This window comes from Streptomyces sp. NRRL S-31 (assembly GCF_000718775.1).
In the GTDB taxonomy this organism is placed as follows: Bacteria; Actinomycetota; Actinomycetes; order Streptomycetales; family Streptomycetaceae; genus Streptomyces.
Map to the genome: position 1 here is coordinate 26757 of NZ_JOCB01000037.1, position 19127 is coordinate 45883.

Here is a 19127-nt window from a genome sequence, read left to right on the forward strand (position 1 = left end):
TCAACGTATGACACCGCGTGTCAGGTGACAAGGCACTGAGTGCCAGAACTTCGCCTCAGATGAAATCTTTACGTAACAAATGAGCGATGATCGATCGAACGGGCCCCGGAATCCTCCCGAAAACCGGCCCTGACATGGCAAAACGGCCACCCCGAAGGGTGGCCGTCGTCACAGCGGGCCGTGGCGGAGGGACGCTCAGCGCTCCTTGAGCGCCTCCTCGATGGTCCGCATCACCTCGTCCAGCGGGGCGTCGGTACGGGCGACCGTCACCAGCACCTCGCCGTGCGCCGAGGCCAGGGCCGCGCCGGTTCCGGCGGCCGGCCGGGCGGCGGAGTTCCGGCCGGCCCCGATGCCGTTGCCGAAGGTCTTGCGCACGATCGCGAAGGCGTGGTCCAGCTGGGCCTCCACGTCCCCCTGGCCGCCCGCCCGCAGCCAGCGCCTGAGGACGTGGTTGTGGGCGGTGACCACGGCGGACGCGGCGACCTCGGCCAGCAGCGGGTCGTCGTTGGCGTCGTCGGCGTGCGCGTGCTCGTCGAAGTGGCCGAGCAGGTAACGGGTGAACAGGCGCTCGTAGCGGGCCACGGAGGCGATCTCGGCCTCGCGCAGGGTGGGCACCTCGCGCGTCAGCTTGTAGCGGGCGACGGAGATCTCCGGCGCCGCCGCGTACATCCGCATGACCTCTTTGATGCCGCGGCACACGGTGTCGAGCGGATGCTCGTGCGCGGGGGCGGCGTTGAGGACCGCCTCCGCGCGGATCAGCGTGTCGTCGTGGTCCGGGAAGATCGCCTCCTCCTTGGAGCGGAAGTGGCGGAAGAAGGTGCGGCGGGCGACCCCGGCGGCGGCGGCGATCTCGTCGACGGTGGTGGCTTCGTACCCCTTGGTCGCGAACAGCTCCATGGCTGCTGCCGCCAGTTCTCGGCGCATTTTCAGCCGCTGGGCGGCGGCGCGACTGCCTGCGGCACTTTCCGGCGCGTCGGGCGTGGCTGGTGTACGTGAGGACTTGGCGGGCTGGGACATGACCCGAACGTACTGCATGTGCACAGGTCGGTGCGCGGGTCCGGGGCGCCCCCCGCCCGTGGGGGGCGGGGGGCAGCCGGCCGGGTCGAGCAGTCCGCCCCAGTCCGGCTCCGTCCGGAACCGGTCGCCGCCGCCGTCAGCGGCGGGCATACTCGCGGAAGCCGCGGCCGGTCTTGCGTCCGAGGCAGCCCGCGGCCACCAGGTGCTCCAGCAGCGGCGCCGGGGCGAGGCCCGGATCGCGGAACTCGCGGTGCAGCACCTTCTCGATGGCCAGCGAGACGTCCAGCCCGACCACGTCCAGCAGTTCGAACGGGCCCATCGGGTAGCCGCCGCCGAGCCGCATCGCCGCGTCGATGTCGTCCAGCGAGGCGTAGTGCTCCTGGACCATCTTGATCGCGTTGTTGAGGTACGGGAACAGCAGTGCGTTCACGATGAACCCGGCCCGGTCGCCGCAGTCCACGGCGTGCTTGCCGATGTCCGCGCAGACCTCGCGGACCGTCGCGTGCACATCGTCGGCGGTCAGCACCGTACGGACCACCTCGACCAGCTTCATCGCCGGCGCCGGGTTGAAGAAGTGCATGCCGATCACGTCCTGCGGGCGCGAGGTGGCGCGGGCGCAGGCGACGACCGGCAGGGACGAGGTGGTGGTGGCCAGCACCGCGCCCGGCTTGCAGACCTTGTCCAGGGTCGCGAACAGCTGCCGCTTGACCTCCAGGTCCTCGGCGATCGCCTCGACGGCCAGCTCGACGTCGGCGAAGGCGTCGTACGACCCGGCGGGGGCGACGCGCTCCAGGATCCGCGCGGCGGCCTCGGCGGTCAGCCGGCCCTTGTCGACGGAGCGCGCGAGCGACTTGCCGATCCGGGCCTTGGCCGCCTGCGCCTTCTCCTCGCTCCGGGCGGCCAGGACGACCTCGTACCCGGCCTTGGCGAACACCTCGGCGATGCCGGAGGCCATCGTGCCGGAGCCCGCCACGCCGACGGACCGGACGGGACGGCCCGCGGCCCGCACGCCGTCCCGCGCCGGGGCCGACGCGTCCGGCACCACCGTGCCGCTGCCCGGCGCCTCGTAGGTGTAGAAGCCGCGCCCGGCCTTGCGGCCGGTCAGGCCCGCCTCGCTGAGGTGCTTCAGGATCGGGGCGGGGGCGTGCAGCCGGTCCCGGGACTCGGCGTACATCGCCTCCAGGACCGTACGCGCGGTGTCGACGCCGATCAGGTCCAGCAGCGCGAGCGGACCCATGGGCAGCCCGCAGCCGAGCCGCATCGCCGCGTCGATGTCCTCCCGGGAGGCGTACCGGGCCTCGAACATCGCCGCGGCCTGGTTCAGATAGCCGAAGAGCAGCCCGTCCGCGACGAACCCCGGGCGGTCGCCGACCGCGACCGGCTCCTTGCCCAGCTCGATCGCGAGGTTGGTGACGGCGGCGACGGCCTGCGGGGCGGTCAGCACCGAGGAGACCACCTCCACCAGCCGCATGGCCGGCGCGGGGTTGAAGAAGTGCAGGCCCAGCACCCGCTCGGGCCGGGCCGAGTCGGCGGCCAGCCGGGTCACGGAGAGCGCGTTGGTGCCGGTCGCCAGGATCGTCTCCGGGCGCACGATGCCGTCCAGCTCGCGGAAGATCTGCTGCTTGACCTCGTACGACTCCGGGGCCACCTCGATGACGAGGTCGGCGTCGGCCGCCGCGCCGAGGTCGGTGGCGGTGCGCACCCGGCCCAGGGCCGCCGCACGCTCCCCGGCGGTGAGCCGGCCGCGCTCCACGGCACGGGCCGTGGCGGCCTCCAGGGCGGCGAGCGCCTTCGCGGTCTGGGCCTCGCCGACGTCGATGCCGATCACCTCGCGGCCGGCCTTCGCCAGGACCTCGGTGATGCCGGTGCCCATGGTGCCGAGGCCGACGACGGCGATCGTCTTGAACGGGGGCTGCGGGACCGGGGCGGGCGGGGACTGTGGGGACAGGGCGGGGTCGGACAGGGGAGCGGCCATCGCGGGACTCCAGGAATGAGGGGTGACGACTGGGAGCGCGCCGGGTGTGCCGGAGGGCGCACCACGGTGCGGAAAGGAGTGCGGGTGTAGCCGGGCTGCGAGCGCACACGCCCGGGGGCCGCCGGTTGCCACGGGCGCGCACACGCCCACCCGGCGGGGATGTCCGACCGGCTCTGTCCCGAAGCCGGGTCGTACTCGCGGTACGTACGGCGTACCGAACCGACGGAACTCGCTCACGACGGCCGCGTCACCAGACCGTCGCCAGCGGGAGTGCGAGGGTTACTCGCTCGTCTGAGCTTAACCGGCCGGTAACGAGCGCGCTAGTCCCCCCGTGCCAAGTGTGTGAGGGGCTCCCTCCATCGCCGTCCGCGCCTCTACGCTGGACATCGTGGACGAAGAGTTGCGATCGCTCACGGAGCGCTTACGGCAGGAGTCGGGCGGCTCGGCGGCGTTCGAGCGGCTGCTGGCCACCGGGGACGATGGACTGGCGGAGGTGCTCACCGCCCCCGGACAGCCCCTGTGGGCCAGGGAACTGGCCGCCTTCCGCCTCGGCCGGGCGGGCGACCGGCGCGCCTTCGAGGCCCTGGTGCTGCTGCTCAACCACCGCGACCCGCCGCGCTGCGCCGCCGCCGCGCACGCCCTCGCCCGCCTCGGCGACCCCCGTACGGCCCGGGCCGCCGCCGCGCTGGCCACCAACGAACTCCGCGTCGCCTACGCCCTGCACCCGGTACGGCTGCTGGTCGCCCTGCGCGCCCCGGAGGCCGTGCCCGCGCTGATCACCACGCTGGAGCGGCGGCTGCGCCCGCACGACCCCTACCGGCAGGTCGCCCTCGCCTGTGTGGAGGGCCTGGGCGCCCTCGGTGACGTCCGCGCCCGGCGCGTGCTGAGCGAGGCGCTGGCCCACCCCGCGCTCGCCGAGGCGGCGGTGCACGCGCTCGCCCGCATCCCGCAGGAGCAGCCGGGGTGACCCCCGGTCAGCCGCGCGCGACCCTGGCGTACCGCACCTCGGGCACGGACACGCCGTCCGCCTCGAAGACCTCCTCGGCCCCGTCGGCCCGGAACCCGGCCCGCTCGTAGAAGCGGCGGGCGGGGGCGTTGCCCTTGAGGACCCACAGCAGCATGCGCGGGCGGCCCGCGCACCGCTCGAGCGACGCGGCCAGCAGAGCCCGACCGATGCCGCCGCCGAGGTGCGCCGGATCGACGTAGACGGCGTACAGCTCGGCGTCCGCCGTGTGCCCCTCCCCGTCCCGGTACGGGCCGTGCGCCGCCCAGCCGACGACCCGGCCCGCCCGCTCGGCGACCAGGTTCTCCACCGGACCGTCGCCCCGCGCGAACCGGGCCCGCCGCCGCTCGGCGTCGGCCGTGACGTCGAGCCGGTCCAGGTACGGCTGCGGCACCAGTCCCCGGTAGGCGTGCCGCCAGCCGCGGACACGGATCTCGGAGACGCGCTCGCAGTCGGCGAGCGTCATGGGGCGGATGCGCGGGCGGGGGTCGTCCATGGCGCAACCCTAGGCAGTCGGTGCGGGGCACCGCCCGGCATTTCCCGGGCCCCCGGGCCACGGGCCGCGGCCGGGGACCCGGGGACCGGGCCTAGGAACGGAAGCCCAACAGGCCGTGCAGGGCCGAGCCGCGGGACGGTGTCGGGGCCGTCTTCGCCGACGGCGGCTCGGGCTCCGGTGACTTGGCGCAGACCGCGTCGACCGCGCCGTCGCCGCGCGGCAGGCTGCCGTCGGTCAGGTACGCGGCCAGGTACCCGTCCAGGCACGCGTTGCCGCTCAGCGTGACCCCGTGGTTGCCGCCGCCCCGCTCGACCACCAGGCTGGAGCGGGCCAGCAGCCGGTGGGCGGTGGCGGCGCCGGCGTAGGGGGTGGCCGCGTCCTCGGTCGCCTGGAGGAGCAGCGCCGGCGGCAACTCGGCGTTGGCGATGTTCACCCGGCCCAGCGGGGCCGTCGGCCAGAACGCGCACGGCGCGTTGTACCAGGTGTTGTTCCAGGCGATCAGGGGCGCCTTCGCGTGCACCCGCCAGGCGTCCGCCCGCCACCGGTTCCAGCCGCGCGGCCAGGAGGCGTCACGGCACTGCACCGCCGTGTAGACGCTGTAGCCGTTGTCGCCCGAGCGGTCCACGGCGCCGAAGGTCCGGTACGCCGCCACCAGCGGTCCGGTGGACCCGTCGCGCGCGTACGCGGCGAACGCCGCCGCCAGGTGGGGCCAGTAGCCGTCGTAGTAGCCGCCGGGCATGAAGGTGTCCTCCAGCTCCGCGGCGCCGACCGTGCCCCCGGCCGGCCGCTCCGCCAGGGCCGCCCGCATCGCGTACCAGCGGGCCTCGATCCGCGCCGGGTCCGTGCCGAGCCGGTAGACCGCGTCGTGCCGGGCGATCCAGGCCATCAGCGCGCGGTGGCGGTCGTCAAAGGCGTAGTCCTGGCCGAGGTTGTTCCGGTACCAGACGCCGGTCGGGTCGACGACCGAGTCCAGCACCAGGCGGTGGACCCGCTCGGGGTACAGCTTCGCGTACACCGCGCCCAGGTAGGTGCCGTAGGAGTAGCCGAAGTAGCTGATCCGCGGTGCCCCCAGGGCCCGGCGGATCACGTCCAGGTCCCGGGCCGCGCTGACGGTGTCCAGGTGGGGCAGGACGTCCGCGTACTTCCGGCCGCAGGCCGCGGCGAAGGACCGCGCGCGGTCCAGGTTCGCCCGCTCCAGCGCGGCGGTGGCCGGGACCGACGCCGGGCGGCCCGCCGCGAAGTGCCCGGGCGCGCAGGTCAGGGCGGGCGTGCTGCGGCCGACCCCGCGCGGGTCGAAGCCGATGACGTCGTACCGGTCCGCGACGCTCCTCGGCAGCGCGGAGGCGACGAACCCGGCGAGCGCCAGACCGCTGCCGCCGGGGCCGCCGGGGTTGACCAGCAGCGGTCCCTCGGAGGACCGCGCGGTGTGCGGGACGCGGGACAGGGCGAGGGTGATCCGCCGGCCCGCCGGGTCCGCGTGGTCCAGCGGCACCTGCACGGAGGCGCACTGGAGCGTGGGGTGGTCGCGGGTGCCGCACTTCTTCCAGGCGGGCCCGGGCGCGGGGGCCGCTCCGGCCCGGGCGGGAGCGGCGGTGAGCGCGCCCGCCAGCACGGCGGCGGCTGCGCACAGCGCGGCTGCGCGTGTTCTCATACGGGTCCTTCGGGGTCCTTCGGGTCCTTGCGGGACGGAGGTCTCGGCGCACCGCGAGGCGCGCGGTTCACGCCGGATCGTCCCGGTAAGCGGGCACCGGGGAACGCCTTCCCGCGATAGTTGACCCCATCGGGTCGCGCCGTGCCCCCTGATGCCCGGGCGTGCTCACATCAGGCTGAGCTGGACCGGCTCCGCAGCGGCGGGCGCCGGCTCCGGCCCGGCCGGGCGGATCCGGCGGGCCGCCGCGGCGCGCGCGGGCCCGATGCCGTACTCCCGCGCCAGCTCGTGCACCTGACGGGTGATCCGGCGCTGGTACCACGTCGGTGCGTAGGCGCCCTCCGCGTACAGCCGCTCGTACCGCCGCACCAGGTGCGGATGGTGCCGCCCGAGCCAGGCCGTGAACCACTCCCGGGCGCCCGGGCGCAGATGCAGCACCAGCGGGGTGACGGAGACGGCCCCGGCCGCCGCGATGGCCCGCACCGTCTCCCGCAGCCGGTCCGGGTGGTCGCTCAGGAAGGGGATCACCGGTGCCATCAGCACCCCGCAGCCGATGCCGTGCTCCGCGAAGGCGCGCACCACGTCCAGCCGCCGTTCGGGCGCGGGGGTGCCCGGCTCCACCGTGCGCCACAGCTCGGTGTCGAGGAAGCCGACGGAGACCGAGACGCCCACCTCCGTCACCTGGGCCGCGCGGACCAGCAGGTCCAGGTCGCGCAGGATCAGCGTGCCCTTGGTGAGGACCGAGAACGGGTTCGCGCGCTCGGTGAGCGCGGAGATGATGCCCGGCATGAGCCGGTAGCGGCCCTCGGCGCGCTGGTAGCAGTCGACGTTGGTGCCCATCGCCACGTGGTCGCCCCGCCAGCTGCGGGAGGCGAGCTGGCGGCGCAGCACCTCCGGGGCGTTCACCTTGACCACGATCTGGGTGTCGAAGCCGATGCCCGTGTCCAGGTCCAGGTAGCCGTGCGTCCGGCGGGCGAAGCAGTAGACGCACGCGTGCGAGCAGCCGCGGTAGGGGTTGACCGTCCATTCGAACGGCATGCGCGAGGCGCCCGGCACCCGGTTCAGCACCGACCGCGCGCGCACCTCGTGGAAGGTGATCCCGTTGAACTCGGGCGTGTCGAACGTGCGCGTGGCGACGGTGTCCGCGCCGAACAGCGCGGCGTCGGCGGCCCGGCCGTGTTCGCTCTCGTCCGTCAGGTTCTCCCAGCGCATGACGCCTCCTCGGTAGCGCTGGCCACAGAATAGAACATACGTTCCCATGATCGCGCGGACCCCGATTTGGGCCGCCGGGCGCCGGGGTGGTTGGCTTGCCCCAACCCCGAGAAGAAGGTCCTGGAGGAACGCAATGGCGCAGGTCGAGGCCACTACGGAGCGGGTCGTCGCGGCGGACGCGGAGAAGGTGTTCGACGCCCTCGCCGACTACCGCGGCACGCGGCAGCGGCTGCTGCCCGAGCACTTCAGCGAGTACGAGGTCCGCGAGGGCGGCGACGGCGAGGGCACCCTCGTCCACTGGAAGCTCCAGGCCACCAGCAAGCGGGTCCGCGACTGCCTGCTGGAGGTGACCGAGCCCACCGACGGCGAGCTGGTCGAGAAGGACCGCAACTCCTCCATGGTCACCACCTGGCGCGTCACCCCCGCCGGCGAGGGCGGCTCCCGGGTGGTCGTCACCACCACCTGGCAGGGTGCCGGCGGCATCGGCGGCTTCTTCGAGCGCACCTTCGCGCCCAAGGGCCTCGGCCGGATCTACGACGCCCTGCTGGCCAACCTCGCCGCCGACGTCGAGAAGTAGCCAAGTACCCACCGGTGCAAGGGTGTTGACCCCTGGTCCACCCCTTCACCGGTTCGAGTGGATCTCCGCCCCGGACCGGGACGGACCGTAACTCGCCGCAGTCGTTCGCAGTTGCCGCCTTGCGCGGGACAGGTGACGGGTGGGACGAGGGGAGCGGTCCGTGGGCGGGAAGGCTCTGGCGCGGCACGAGCCGGGCGTGGCACCGGCGACGGCGGAAGCGGCCGTACCGGAGACAGGCGGACCGGGAAAGGCCGAGTCGGAGAGGGCCGGATCGGACACGGCCGGATCGGAGCCGGCCGGGCCGGAGCCGGCCGCCGCGCCACCGCCCGCCGCGCCGGCCGCCGGACTCGGGCCCCGGCGGACCCGGCTGGTCTTCACCGGGCTGATGCTGGCACTGCTGCTGGCCGCCCTGGACCAGATGATCGTCGCCACCGCCCTGCCGAAGATCGTCGGCGAACTGCACGGCCTGGACCGGATGTCCTGGGCGATCACCGCCTACCTGCTCACCTCCACCATCGGCCTGCCGGTCTACGGCAAACTCGGCGACCTGGTCGGCCGCAAGGGCGTCTTCCAGTTCGCCATCGCCGTGTTCGTCCTCGGCTCCGCGCTCGCCGGGCGGGCCGGCGGCATGGACCAGCTGATCGCCTTCCGCGCCGTGCAGGGCGTCGGCGCGGGCGGCCTGATGATCGGCGTGCAGGCGATCATCGCCGACATCGTGCCGCCCCGGGAACGCGGCCGGTACATGGGTTTGATCGGCGCCGCCTTCGGGCTCGCCTCCGTCGCCGGCCCGCTGCTCGGCGGCTACTTCACCGACCACCTCTCCTGGCGTTGGTGCTTCTACGTCAACATCCCCTTCGGCCTGGTCACCCTGGCCGTCGTCACCGTCGCGCTGAAGCTCCCCAGGCCGCGGGTGCGCGCCCGGCTCGACGTACCCGGCTCGCTGCTCCTCGCCGCCGCCTCCACCTGCCTGGTGCTGCTCACCAGCTGGGGCGGCACGGAGTACGCCTGGGACTCCCGGCAGATCCTCGGCCTGGCCGCGGGCGCCGTCGCCGCCACCGTCCTCTTCCTGGTCGCCGAGCGCTTCGCCGCCGAACCCCTGATGCCCCTGCGGCTGTTCCGCGACTCCGTCTTCACCGTCAGCGGCCTGGTCGGACTGGTCATCGGCGTCGCCCTGTTCGGCGCCGCCAGCTACCTGCCCACCTTCCTGCAGATGGTCGACGGGGCCAGCGCCACCGAGTCCGGGCTGCTGGTGCTGCCCATGATGGCCGGGATCGTCGGCGCCTCGATCATCGGCGGACAGCTGATCAGCCGCACCGGCCGCTACAAGGCCCTCCCCGTGCTCGGCAGCGCCGTCGCCGTCGTCGGCATGTGGCTGCTGTCCCGGCTGGAGACCGACACGCCCCGGCCGCAGTACAGCGTCTGGATGGCCGTCCTCGGCGCCGGCATCGGCCTGGTGATGCCCGTCCTCGTCCTCGCCGTGCAGAACTCCGTGCGCCCGGCCGACCTCGGCAGCGCCACCAGCGCCAACAACTACTTCCGGCAGATCGGCGGCAGCGTCGGCGCCGCCGTCTTCGGCACGCTCTTCGCCGACCGGCTCGGCGACGCCCTGCGCCGCGAACCGCCCCCGCGGGCGGGCACCGGGCTGCCCGACCCCGACTCGATCACCCCGCAGCTCGTGCACACGCTGCCCGCGGCCCTGCGCGACGCCTACATCCGCGCCTACGCCGAGGCGATGCCCCGGATCTTCCTCTACCTCGTCCCGGTGCTCGCCCTCGGCCTGCTCATCGCCTTCTTCCTCAAGGAGAAACCACTGGTGTCCCACCACACCGCCGAAACGGAGCCGCAGACCGTGACCACCCCCATCCCGCCGGCACGCTCCGAGCCCCCGGCCGGCGGAAGGGCCCACCGCCCGTCCCATGCCGCCGGCATCCCGGTCTGCGGCACGGTGCAGCACCCCGACGGCACCGTGGTGCCCCGCGCGGCGCTCACCCTCATCGACGTCACCGGCCGCCAGGTCGGCCGGGGCGCCAGCGGCGAGGACGGGCGGTACGCCCTCGGCACGCCCGGCTCCGGCTCCTACGTGCTGATCGCCGCCGCCGGCGGACACCAGCCGCAGGCCGTCTCCGTCACCGTCGACGAACGCCCCGTCGAACTCGACGTGGTCCTCGGCGGCGCCGGCCGCCTCGCCGGCAGCGTGCTCACCGCCGACGGCACCCCCGTCCGGGACGCCACCGTCACCCTCACCAACGTGCACGGCGAGGTCGTCGCCACCACCCGCAGCGGACGCGAGGGAGGCTACGTCATCACCGAACTGGTCGCGGGCGAGTACACCCTCGCCGCCAGCGCCCCGGCCTTCCGGCCCGCCGCGCTCCCGGTCACCGTGCAGGCGTCCCGGGAGACCCGGCAGGACATCGAACTCGCGGGCGGCGCGGTGCTGAGGGGCATCGTCCGGGCGAGCGCCGGACGCCCCGTGGAGGACGCCCGGGTGACCCTGCTCGACGCCGCCGGCAACGTCGTCGACACCCTCACCACCGGAGCCGACGGAGCCTTCCGGTTCGTGGATCTCTCCTCCGGGGAGTACACCGTCATCGCCGCGGGCTACCCGCCGGTCGCCACGGTCTTGCAGGTCGCGGGCGGTGGCCGCACCGAACGCGATCTCCAGCTGGGCCACGAGGACTGAGCGGGGCGCGCGGCCGTGCGCCGGAGCGATCAGGCGGAGCCAATTCCAGGATTGCCGCACATCGCGACCGGCCACCGCCGTACCGTAGGGGCGGGCGGCACAGATCGTTTGCGAACAGCCGTGGGGAGAAAGGGCCTGGGCCATGGACCGTGGCAGCGAGCGGGACACGACTCCCGGGCGCGGCATCGGAGACACCTCGGCGGGCCGGATTCCACTGGCCGTGGTCGTCGTCGACCGCGCCGGCCTGGTGTCCCACTGGAGCAGCGGCGCGCGGCGGTTGTTCGGAGTGGACCGGGAGGAAGCCGTCGGCCACCCCGCGGCGGACTTGCTGCCCGTCTCCGGCGCCCTCCCCGACGAGCCGCACGACCTGCACGACCTGCACGACCCCCGCGACCCGCTGGACCGGTCGGCGCCCGACGCGTCCCCGGCGTACGACGGCACCGGCCCCGACCTGGAGACCTCGCTCGGCGGGCACACCGGGTACCCGGCGGCCGGCCGCGCCCGCCTCTGCCCGCCGCCCCCGCGCCCGCCCGGCGACGAGCGGATCGACGTGCTGTGGTGGGCCTATCCGCTGGTCGGCCCGGGCCCCTCCCGGCTGCTCGTGCTGGCCGCCGACGCCACCCGGCTGCGCGAGGAGCGCGGCTACGACGACGAGACGGCCGAACGGATCGCGCCCGGCTTCGCCCGCCACACCGAGCTGCCCGCCCCCGGCGAACTCGAACGGCGGCTCCCCGACATCCTGCCCAACATGGGCCCGGGACTCAGCGCCCGCATCGTCTCCCAGGTCCTCGAACTCGGCTACCCGGTACTGGAGTTCAGCCAGTTCGAGCGGGTGCCCGTGACCCCGTACTGGGGTGTGCCCCGCCGCCCCGGGCGCACCCGCGCCGAAGCCGCCGTACCCCGGCAGCGGACCGCCGAGGCCGTGGTCCCGGCCGGCGCCGAACAGGACCTGGAGTACGCCGCCGTCCGCGAGCGGCTGGAGTTCCTCAACGAGGTCAGCTCCCGCATCGGCTCCTCGCTGGACCTCGGCGAGACCATCCGCGAGGTCACCAGCGCCGCCGTACCCCGGTTCGCGGACTTCGCCGGCACCCATCTGCGGGCCGCGGTGCTGGCCGGCGAGGGCTTCCCGGACGGCCCGCCGGACGCCAGCACCGTGATGTTCCGGGTCTGGGTGGAGCACAACGACGAACCCGGGCGCTGGGACGACACCGTGCCGGTCGGCGAGGCCTTCGCCTTCCCCGAACACACCCCGTTCTACCGGTGCATGGTCACCGGTGAACCCGTCCTCGTCCCGCGCGTCACCGACGAACTGTCCGAGCGGATCTCCGGCGAGTTCGAGAAGCGGGACCTCCGGCCGCTCATCGGCGGCCGGTCCCTGCTGATCGTCCCGCTCAAGGCGCGCAACGTCGTCCTCGGCTTCATGGTGCTGATGCGCCGCCCCGACCGTCCGCAGTTCGACGACATGGACCGCACCACCGGCGCCGAACTCGCCGCCCGCGCCGGCCTCGTGCTCGACAACGCCCGCATGTACACCTACCAGGAGAACGTCGCCGACACCCTCCAGGACAGCATGCTGCCGCAGGTGACCCCGCGGATGGCCGGCTGCGACGTCGCCACCCGCTACCTGCCCGGCACCCGGCTCGGCCGGATCGGCGGCGACTGGTTCGACACCGTCAAACTGCCCGGCTCCCGCACCGCCCTCGTGGTCGGTGACGTCATGGGCCACGGCCTGAACTCGGCCGCGATGATGGGCCAGTTGCGGACCGCCGTGCAGACCATGGCCGCCATGGAGACACCGCCCGCCCAGCTCCTGCGCAACCTGGACGACCTGGCCCGCAGACTCGGCGACACCTACCTCGCCACCTGCCTGTACGTGGTCTACGACCCGATCCGCGGCGAGCTGACCCTCGCCAACGCCGGACACATCCCGCCCGTGCTGGTGCGCGCCGCGGACGGCGGCAGCGCGCTCCTCGAGCTGCCCACCGGAGCCCCGATCGGCGTCGGCGGCGTCCCGTTCGAGGTCGTCCGCGTCCCCGTCAGCCCCGGCGACCGGCTGGTGCTGTGCACCGACGGCCTGGTCGAGGTGCGCGGCTCCGACATCGGCGAGGGCCTGGCCGCGCTCTGCGAGTCCGCCGCGCACCCCGCCGCCTCGATGGACGACGCCTGCGACACGATCATCCGCGCGCTGAACACCCGCGGCGGACGCAAGGACGACGTCGCCCTGCTCATGGCCCGTCTCAACGGCATCCCCGACGACCACGTCGCCGAGTGGCGGCTCGACGCCGACCCGCGCGAGGTGGCCCGGGCCCGCCGCCTGGTCCGCGCCCAGCTCCTCGACTGGGGCCTGCCGCAGGCCGTGGAGACGGCCGGACTGCTGGTCAGCGAGGTCGTCACCAACGCCGTCCGGCATGCCGGGAGCGGCCCGGTCGGGCTGCGGATCGTGCGCACCGACGCGCTGCTGTTCGAGGTCACCGACGACGAGCCCGCCCTGCCCGCCATGCTCGCCGCCGGCCCCGACGACGAGTCGGGGCGCGGGCTGCGCGTGGTCAGCCGGCTGGCCCGGGAGTGGGGCGCCACCACCAGCGGGCACCGCAAGACCGTCTGGTTCGAACAGGCCCTCACCATTCCGTGAAGGTGACCTCCCAGGCCCTTGCCCCGCCCCGGGCCGTCGCGATATCCCGATCACGGAACCGAACCGTGGGGAGATCGTATGAACGTCTCGGACGACTACCGGACCAACTGGGAGAGTTACTGGAAGGAGACCTCCGACGCCCGGGGCGAGGCGATATGGGACTCCGACCCCGCCCTGAGCGCCGAACCGCACAGCGCGCTCCTCCTCCGGCACGCCGACCCCGCCCGCACGATCATCGACCTCGGCTGCGGCAACGGCACCCAGACCCGCTTCCTGGCCACCCGCTTCGCCCGCGCCATGGGCGTGGACCTCTCGCACGCGGCCGTCGAGCACGCCCGCCACGCCGCGGCCGGCGGCCCCGCCGAGTTCGAGCAGCTCGACCTCACCGACACCGAAGCCGTACACGCCCTGCACCGGCGGCTCGGCGACAGCCACGTCTACATGCGGGCCGTCATCCACCAGAGCGAACCGGCCGCGCGCCCCGCGGTGGCCGCCGCCGTGGCCCGGCTCATCGGCACCGAGGGCCGCGCGTTCGTGGTCGAGCTGACCGCCGGCTCGCGGGACGTCCTGCGGCGGGCGGCGGCCGAGCCCGGCGGGCCGGGGCCCAAGCTCCAGCGGGTCTTCCACCACGGGCTCAAGCCCGCCGACGCCGCCGACGACGAGATCCCGCGGCTGCTCGCCGAGGCCGGTCTGACGGTCCTCGCCGACGGCGAGACGGCCCTGCCGATGACCGAGTACCTGGCCGACGGCACCCGCATCGACCTGCCGGCCCGCTGGTTCGTCCTCGCGGGAGCGTGACCGGGCCCGGCGGCCCGCCGCGGGGTCATGGCCTGGGCGCCCCCCGACGCGTAACGTGACACGGCATGAAGATCCTCATCAGTGCCGACATGGAGGGGGCAACGGGCGTCACCTGGCCCGCCGACGTGCTGCCGGGGACCCCGCAGTGGGAGCGGTGCCGGTCGATGTTCACCTCGGACGTGAACGCGGCCGCGGAGGGCTTCTTCGACGGCGGAGCCGACCAGGTGGTCGTCAACGAGGCCCACTGGAGCATGCGCAACCTGCTGCTGGAGCGGCTGGACGAGCGGGTGGAGATGCTCACCGGCCGGCACAAGGCGCTGTCGATGGTGGAGGGCGTCCAGCACGGTGACGTCGACGGCGTCGCCTTCGTCGGCTACCACGCGGGCGCCGGCATGGAGGGCGTCCTCGCCCACACCTACCTCGCCAACCAGATCACCGGGGTGTGGCTGAACGACGTCCGCGCCAGCGAGGGCCTGCTCAACGCGCACGTCGTCGCCGAGTACGGCGTCCCCGTCGTCCTCGTCACCGGTGACGACGTGGCCTGCGAGGACGCCCTCGGCTACGCGCCCGAGGCACTGAAGGTGGCCGTCAAGGACCACGTCTCGCGGTACGCGGCCGTGTGCCGGACCCCGGCCCGGACCGCGGCCGGCATCCGCGCGGCGGCCAAGGAGGCGGCCCGGCTGGCGGTCCGTCACCCACCCGTGCACGCGGGGCCCTGCACCGTCGCCGTCGAGTTCGACGCCGAGCACCTGGCGCAGGCCGCCACCGTCGTGCCCGGCGTGGCGCGGACCGGCGAGCGCAAGGTGGCGTACACCAGCGCCGGCATGTACGAGGGGATCAGGACGTTCAAGGCGGTCACCACGATCGTCTCCGCCGCCGTGGAGGAGCAGTATGGCTGACCCGCAGGCCCTCGAGGAGGTCGTGGAGTTCACCTCCGGCCTGATCCGCATCGACACCACCAACCGGGGCGGCGGGGACTGCCGCGAGCGCCCCGCCGCCGAGTACGCGGCCGAACGGCTGGCCGGCGCCGGACTGGACCCCCTGCTGCTGGAGCGCACCCCCGGCCGCACCAACGTGGTGGCCCGGATCGCGGGCACCGAACCGGCCGCCGACGCGCTGCTGGTCCACGGCCACCTCGACGTGGTGCCGGCCGAGGCCGCCGACTGGCGTGTGCACCCGTTCTCCGGGGAGGTCCGGGACGGCGTGGTGTGGGGGCGGGGCGCCGTCGACATGAAGAACATGGACGCGATGATCCTCGCGGTGCTGCGGTCCTGGGCCCGGCAGGGCGTACGGCCCCGCCGCGACCTCGTCATCGCGTTCACCGCGGACGAGGAGGCCAGCGCCGAGGACGGCTCGGGGTTCCTCGCCGACCGGCACCCCGAACTCTTCGAGGGCTGCACGGAGGCCATCGGAGAGTCGGGCGCCTTCACCTTCCACGACGGTTCCGGGCGCGAGATCTACCCGATCGCCGCGGGGGAGCGGGGCACCGGCTGGCTGAAGCTCACCGCGCGCGGCCGGGCCGGGCACGGCTCCAAGGTCAACGAGGAGAACGCGGTGACCCGGCTGGCCGCCGCCGTCGCCCGCATCGGCGAACACCGGTGGCCCCTCCGGATCACCCCGACCGTACGGGCCGCCCTCACCGAACTCGCCGCGCTCTACGGCATCGACGCCGGCCTCACCGACGTGGACCGGCTGCTGGAGAAGCTCGGCCCGGCCGCCCGGCTGGTCGAGGCGACCGTCCGCAACAGCGCCAACCCGACCATGCTGAACGCCGGTTACAAGCTCAACGTCATCCCCGGCGAGGCCGTCGCCCATGTGGACGGACGCTATCTTCCGGGCACCGAGGAGGAGTTCACCGCCACCCTGGACGAGCTGACCGGCCCCGACGTGCACTGGGAGTTCGCCCACCGGGAAGCTGCCCTCCAGGCACCGGTGGACGCCCCGCTGTTCGCGAAGATGCGGTCCGCCGTGACGGAGTTCGCGCCCGGCGGGCGGGTGGTGCCGTACTGCATGTCGGGCGGCACGGACGCCAAACAGTTCTCCCGGCTCGGCATCACCGGCTATGGTTTCGCCCCGCTGAAGCTGCCCGCCGACTACGACTACCAGGCGCTGTTCCACGGCGTGGACGAGCGCGTGCCCGTCGAGGCGCTGCGCTTCGGGGTCCGCGTCCTGGACCACTTCCTGCGGACGGCCTAGACAGTGGGGGACGAGATGCGAAGAGCGCCGTACGGATCGTGGCCGTCGCCCATCGACGCCACGCTCGCCGCCGCGCACGACGGACGCCCCGACTGGGTGGGGTTCGTCGGCGACGAGATCTGGTGGACCGAGCCCCGGCCGGCCGAGGGCGGCCGGCGCGCCCTGGTGCGGCGCCGGACCGACGGCACCGAGGAATCGGTACTGCCGGCGCCCTGGAACGTACGCAGCCGGGTCATCGAGTACGGCGGCCGGCCCTGGACCGGGGTGAGCCGGGACGGCCGGCCCCTCATCGTCTTCGTGGACTTCGCCGACCAGCGGCTCCACCGCTGGGAACCCGGTGCCGAGCCCACCCCGCTCACCCCTGTGTCCCCGGTCGGCCCCGGCCTGCGCTGGGCGGAGCCCCGCGTGGACCTCGCCCGCGGTGAGGTCTGGTGCGTACTGGAGGAGTTCACCGGCGACGGCCCCGACGACGTGCGGCGGGTCCTGGCCGCCGTACCGCTGGACGGCTCGGCCGCCGACGACCGCGCCGCCGTCCGGGAACTCGCCGCGCCCCGGCACCGGTTCGTCACCGGCGCCCGGCTCTCCCCGGACGGCCGGCGGGCCGCCTGGCTGGGCTGGGACCATCCGCGGATGCCGTGGGACGGGACGGAACTGCTGGTCGCCGAGGTCGGAGCCGACGGCCGGCTGACGGACGCCCGGACGGTCGCCGGCGGACCGGAGGAGGCCGTCGCCCAGGCCGACTGGGCGGCGGACGGCAGCCTGCTGTACGTCAGCGACCGCGGCGGCTGGTGGAACCTCTATCGCGAGGGCACTGCCCTCTGCCCGCGCGAGGAGGAGTTCGGCGGGCCGCTGTGGCAGCTCGGGCTGCGCTGGTTCGCACCGCTTGACAACGGCCTGCTGGCCGTCGTGCACGGCCGCGGGGCGACCGCGCTCGGCATACTGGACCCGGAGACCGGCGAGATCGTCGACGCGGCCGGACCGTGGACGGAGTGCGCCCCCACCCTCGCCGCCCACGGCACCCGGGTCGTCACGGTCGGCGCCAGCCCGCGCACCGCCTACGAGGTCGTCGAGCTGGACACCGCCACCGGCCGCGCCCGGGTGGTCGGCGCCCGCCACCGGGACCCCGTCGACCCCGCCTGCTACCCGGAGCCGCAGATCCGCACCTTCCCCGGCCCGGACGGCCGCGAGGTGCACGCCCACGTCTATCCGCCGCACCACCCCGGACGCGCCGCACCCGACGGCGAACTGCCGCCGTACGTGATCTGGGCGCACGGCGGCCCCACCAGCCGGGCACCGCTCGTGCTGGACCTGGCCATCGCCTACTTCACCTCGCGCGGCATCGGGGTCGCCGAGGTGAACTACGCGGGCTCCACCGGATACGGCCGCGCCTACCGCGAGCGGCTGCGCGAACAGTGGGGCGTGGCCGACGTCGAGGACTGCGCGGCCGTCGCCCGCGCCCTCGCCGAGGAGGGCACCGCCGACCCCGCCCGGCTGGCGATCCGGGGCGGCAGCGCCGGCGGCTGGACCGCCGCCGCCTCCCTGACCACCACCGACGTCTACGCCTGCGGGACCATCGTCTACCCGGTGCTCGACCTCACCGCCTGGGGCCCGGGGGAGACCCACGACTTCGAGTCCCGCTACCTGGAGTCGCTGATCGGCCCGCTCGCCGAGGTGCCCGCCCGGTACGCCCAGCGTTCCCCGGCCGCGCACGCCGACCGGCTCGCCGTGCCCTTCCTGCTGCTCCAGGGCCTGGACGACGTCATCTGTCCGCCCGCCCAGTGCGAACGCTTCCTCGCCCGGGTCGCCGGCCGGGGCGTGCCGCACGCCTACCTCACGTTCGCGGGGGAGGGGCACGGGTTCCGGCGGGCCGAGACCATGGTGCGCGCCCTGGAGGCCGAACTGTCCCTGTACTCCCAGGTGTTCGGGCTGGACCCGGCACCGCCCGTACCCGAGGTGGAACTGACCCCGTGAAGGAACTCGTACGACCCCGCCGGCTGGCCCCGGGCGCCCGGGTGGCCGTCGTCGCCACCAGCGGACCGGTGCCCGAGGAGCGGTTGCAGGCGGGCCTGGACGTGCTGCGCGGCTGGGACCTCGACCCGGTCGCCGGCCCCCATGTGCTGGACCGGCACACCGAGTTCCGTTACCTGGCCGGCACGGACGCCGACCGCGCCGCCGACTTCCAGCGCGCCTGGTGCGACCCCGCCGTGGACGCCGTGCTGTGCGCCCGCGGCGGGTACGGCGCGCAGCGCATGGTCGACCTGCTCGACTGGGACGCGCTGCGGGCGGCCGGACCCAAGGTCTTCGTCGGCTTCAGCGACGTCACCGTCCTGCACGAGGCCATCGCGGCCCGGCTGGGCCTGGCCACGCTGTACGGGCCGGTGGCGGCCGGCATCGACTTCATCAAGAACGCGCGGGCCCAGGAGCACCTGCGGGCCACCCTCTTCGCACCCGAGACCGTCCGCACCCTCTCCTTCGGCGGTACGGCCCTCGTGCCCGGCCGGGCCCGGGGCGTCACCCTCGGCGGCTGTCTCTGCCTGCTCGCCGCGGAACGCGGCACCCCGCACGCCCGGCCCTCGGCGGACGGCGGACTGCTCTGCCTGGAGGACGTGGGCGAGGAGACCTACCGCCTGGACCGGTACCTCACCCAACTGCTGCGCTCCGGCTGGCTGGAGGGGGTGCGCGCAGTGCTGCTCGGCTCCTGGGAGGACTGCGCGGACCCCGCCGGGCTGCGGCCCATGCTCGCCGACCGGCTCGGCGGACTCGGGGTCCCGGTCGCCGCGGACGTCGGATTCGGGCACTGCGCGGGCGCGTTGACGGTCCCGTTCGGGGTGAGCGCCGAACTCGACGCGGACGCGGGCACGTTGACCCTGGACGAACCGGCCCTGCGCTGACG

Annotated in this window: 14 protein-coding genes; 9 read left to right on the forward strand and 5 right to left on the reverse strand. The window is 74.4% G+C overall.

Going from position 1 to position 19127, the window contains the following annotated elements:
* Positions 1-195 precede the first annotated feature (195 nt).
* Positions 196-1017: a TetR family transcriptional regulator gene (locus IF37_RS0116630; RefSeq protein WP_216725844.1), complete on the reverse strand. Its 822-nt coding sequence runs from the start codon at positions 1015-1017 to the stop codon at positions 196-198.
* A gap of 136 nt (positions 1018-1153) precedes the next feature.
* Positions 1154-2992 carry a 3-hydroxyacyl-CoA dehydrogenase family protein gene (locus IF37_RS0116635; RefSeq protein ID WP_030742751.1) on the reverse strand — a complete coding sequence of 613 codons (1839 nt, stop codon included), beginning with the start codon at positions 2990-2992 and terminating at the stop codon, positions 1154-1156.
* A gap of 388 nt (positions 2993-3380) precedes the next feature.
* Here IF37_RS0116635 and IF37_RS0116640 point away from each other — a divergent pair, with 388 nt between their 5' ends.
* Positions 3381-3959, forward strand: coding sequence for an adenylosuccinate lyase (locus IF37_RS0116640; RefSeq protein WP_030742752.1), 579 nt, complete (start codon positions 3381-3383; stop codon positions 3957-3959).
* A gap of 7 nt (positions 3960-3966) precedes the next feature.
* Here IF37_RS0116640 and IF37_RS0116645 read toward each other — a convergent pair whose 3' ends face one another.
* The 3 genes from IF37_RS0116645 to IF37_RS0116655 all read right to left on the reverse strand — a co-directional run bounded on the left by IF37_RS0116645 (position 3967) and on the right by IF37_RS0116655 (position 7351).
* Entirely contained in the window at positions 3967-4491 is a 525-nt protein-coding gene (locus IF37_RS0116645) for a GNAT family N-acetyltransferase (protein ID WP_030742755.1), read from the reverse strand.
* 91 nt (positions 4492-4582) lie between these two features.
* Positions 4583-6142, reverse strand: coding sequence for an alpha/beta hydrolase (locus IF37_RS0116650; RefSeq protein ID WP_030742760.1), 1560 nt, complete (start codon positions 6140-6142; stop codon positions 4583-4585).
* Between the two features lie 165 nt (positions 6143-6307).
* Positions 6308-7351: an Rv2578c family radical SAM protein gene (locus IF37_RS0116655; RefSeq protein ID WP_030742763.1), complete on the reverse strand. Its 1044-nt coding sequence runs from the start codon at positions 7349-7351 to the stop codon at positions 6308-6310.
* A 133-nt stretch (positions 7352-7484) separates the two neighbouring features.
* On the opposite strand from IF37_RS0116655, the gene IF37_RS0116660 reads away from it, so the two are divergent.
* The 8 genes from IF37_RS0116660 (at position 7485) to IF37_RS0116695 (ending at position 19125) form a co-directional block, all read left to right on the forward strand.
* Positions 7485-7928 carry an SRPBCC family protein gene (locus tag IF37_RS0116660; protein WP_030742764.1) on the forward strand — a complete coding sequence of 148 codons (444 nt, stop codon included), beginning with the start codon at positions 7485-7487 and terminating at the stop codon, positions 7926-7928.
* A 160-nt stretch (positions 7929-8088) separates the two neighbouring features.
* Complete coding sequence (locus tag IF37_RS0116665) at positions 8089-10608, forward strand: MFS transporter (RefSeq protein ID WP_079165776.1); 2520 nt, start codon at positions 8089-8091, stop codon at positions 10606-10608.
* 142 nt (positions 10609-10750) lie between these two features.
* A complete protein-coding gene (locus IF37_RS0116670; protein ID WP_030742770.1) occupies positions 10751-13240 on the forward strand; it encodes a SpoIIE family protein phosphatase in 2490 nt (829 codons plus the stop codon).
* Between the two features lie 78 nt (positions 13241-13318).
* Positions 13319-14038 carry a class I SAM-dependent methyltransferase gene (locus tag IF37_RS0116675; protein WP_030742773.1) on the forward strand — a complete coding sequence of 240 codons (720 nt, stop codon included), beginning with the start codon at positions 13319-13321 and terminating at the stop codon, positions 14036-14038.
* A 65-nt stretch (positions 14039-14103) separates the two neighbouring features.
* On the forward strand, positions 14104-14937 hold the full coding sequence (locus IF37_RS0116680) for a M55 family metallopeptidase (protein WP_030742774.1): 834 nt from the start codon (positions 14104-14106) through the stop codon (positions 14935-14937).
* On the forward strand, positions 14930-16234 hold the full coding sequence (locus tag IF37_RS0116685; RefSeq protein ID WP_030742775.1) for a M20/M25/M40 family metallo-hydrolase: 1305 nt from the start codon (positions 14930-14932) through the stop codon (positions 16232-16234). The genes IF37_RS0116680 and IF37_RS0116685 overlap by 8 nt, the downstream gene beginning before the upstream one ends.
* A gap of 15 nt (positions 16235-16249) precedes the next feature.
* Positions 16250-18205, forward strand: a complete 1956-nt coding sequence (locus IF37_RS0116690; protein ID WP_173456847.1) for a prolyl oligopeptidase family serine peptidase — start codon at positions 16250-16252, stop codon at positions 18203-18205.
* The gene (locus IF37_RS0116695; protein WP_030742778.1) at positions 18202-19125 is read left to right on the forward strand and encodes an LD-carboxypeptidase; all 924 of its coding nucleotides are present in this window, start codon (positions 18202-18204) and stop codon (positions 19123-19125) included. The genes IF37_RS0116690 and IF37_RS0116695 overlap by 4 nt, the downstream gene beginning before the upstream one ends.
* Positions 19126-19127: the final 2 nt, after the last annotated feature.

Bases quoted from the DNA above. Each gene is read 5' to 3' on its own strand.
- IF37_RS0116630 (WP_216725844.1), bottom strand. From the start codon at position 1,017: ATGTCCCAGCCCGCCAAGTCCTCACGTACACCAGCCACGCCCGACGCG.
- IF37_RS0116635 (WP_030742751.1), bottom strand. From the start codon at position 2,992: ATGGCCGCTCCCCTGTCCGACCCCGCCCTGTCCCCACAGTCCCCGCCC.
- IF37_RS0116645 (WP_030742755.1), bottom strand. From the start codon at position 4,491: ATGGACGACCCCCGCCCGCGCATCCGCCCCATGACGCTCGCCGACTGC.
- IF37_RS0116650 (WP_030742760.1), bottom strand. From the start codon at position 6,142: ATGAGAACACGCGCAGCCGCGCTGTGCGCAGCCGCCGCCGTGCTGGCG.
- IF37_RS0116655 (WP_030742763.1), bottom strand. From the start codon at position 7,351: ATGCGCTGGGAGAACCTGACGGACGAGAGCGAACACGGCCGGGCCGCC.
- IF37_RS0116660 (WP_030742764.1), top strand. From the start codon at position 7,485: ATGGCGCAGGTCGAGGCCACTACGGAGCGGGTCGTCGCGGCGGACGCG.
- IF37_RS0116670 (WP_030742770.1), top strand. From the start codon at position 10,751: ATGGACCGTGGCAGCGAGCGGGACACGACTCCCGGGCGCGGCATCGGA.
- IF37_RS0116675 (WP_030742773.1), top strand. From the start codon at position 13,319: ATGAACGTCTCGGACGACTACCGGACCAACTGGGAGAGTTACTGGAAG.
- IF37_RS0116680 (WP_030742774.1), top strand. From the start codon at position 14,104: ATGAAGATCCTCATCAGTGCCGACATGGAGGGGGCAACGGGCGTCACC.
- IF37_RS0116685 (WP_030742775.1), top strand. From the start codon at position 14,930: ATGGCTGACCCGCAGGCCCTCGAGGAGGTCGTGGAGTTCACCTCCGGC.
- IF37_RS0116690 (WP_173456847.1), top strand. From the start codon at position 16,250: ATGCGAAGAGCGCCGTACGGATCGTGGCCGTCGCCCATCGACGCCACG.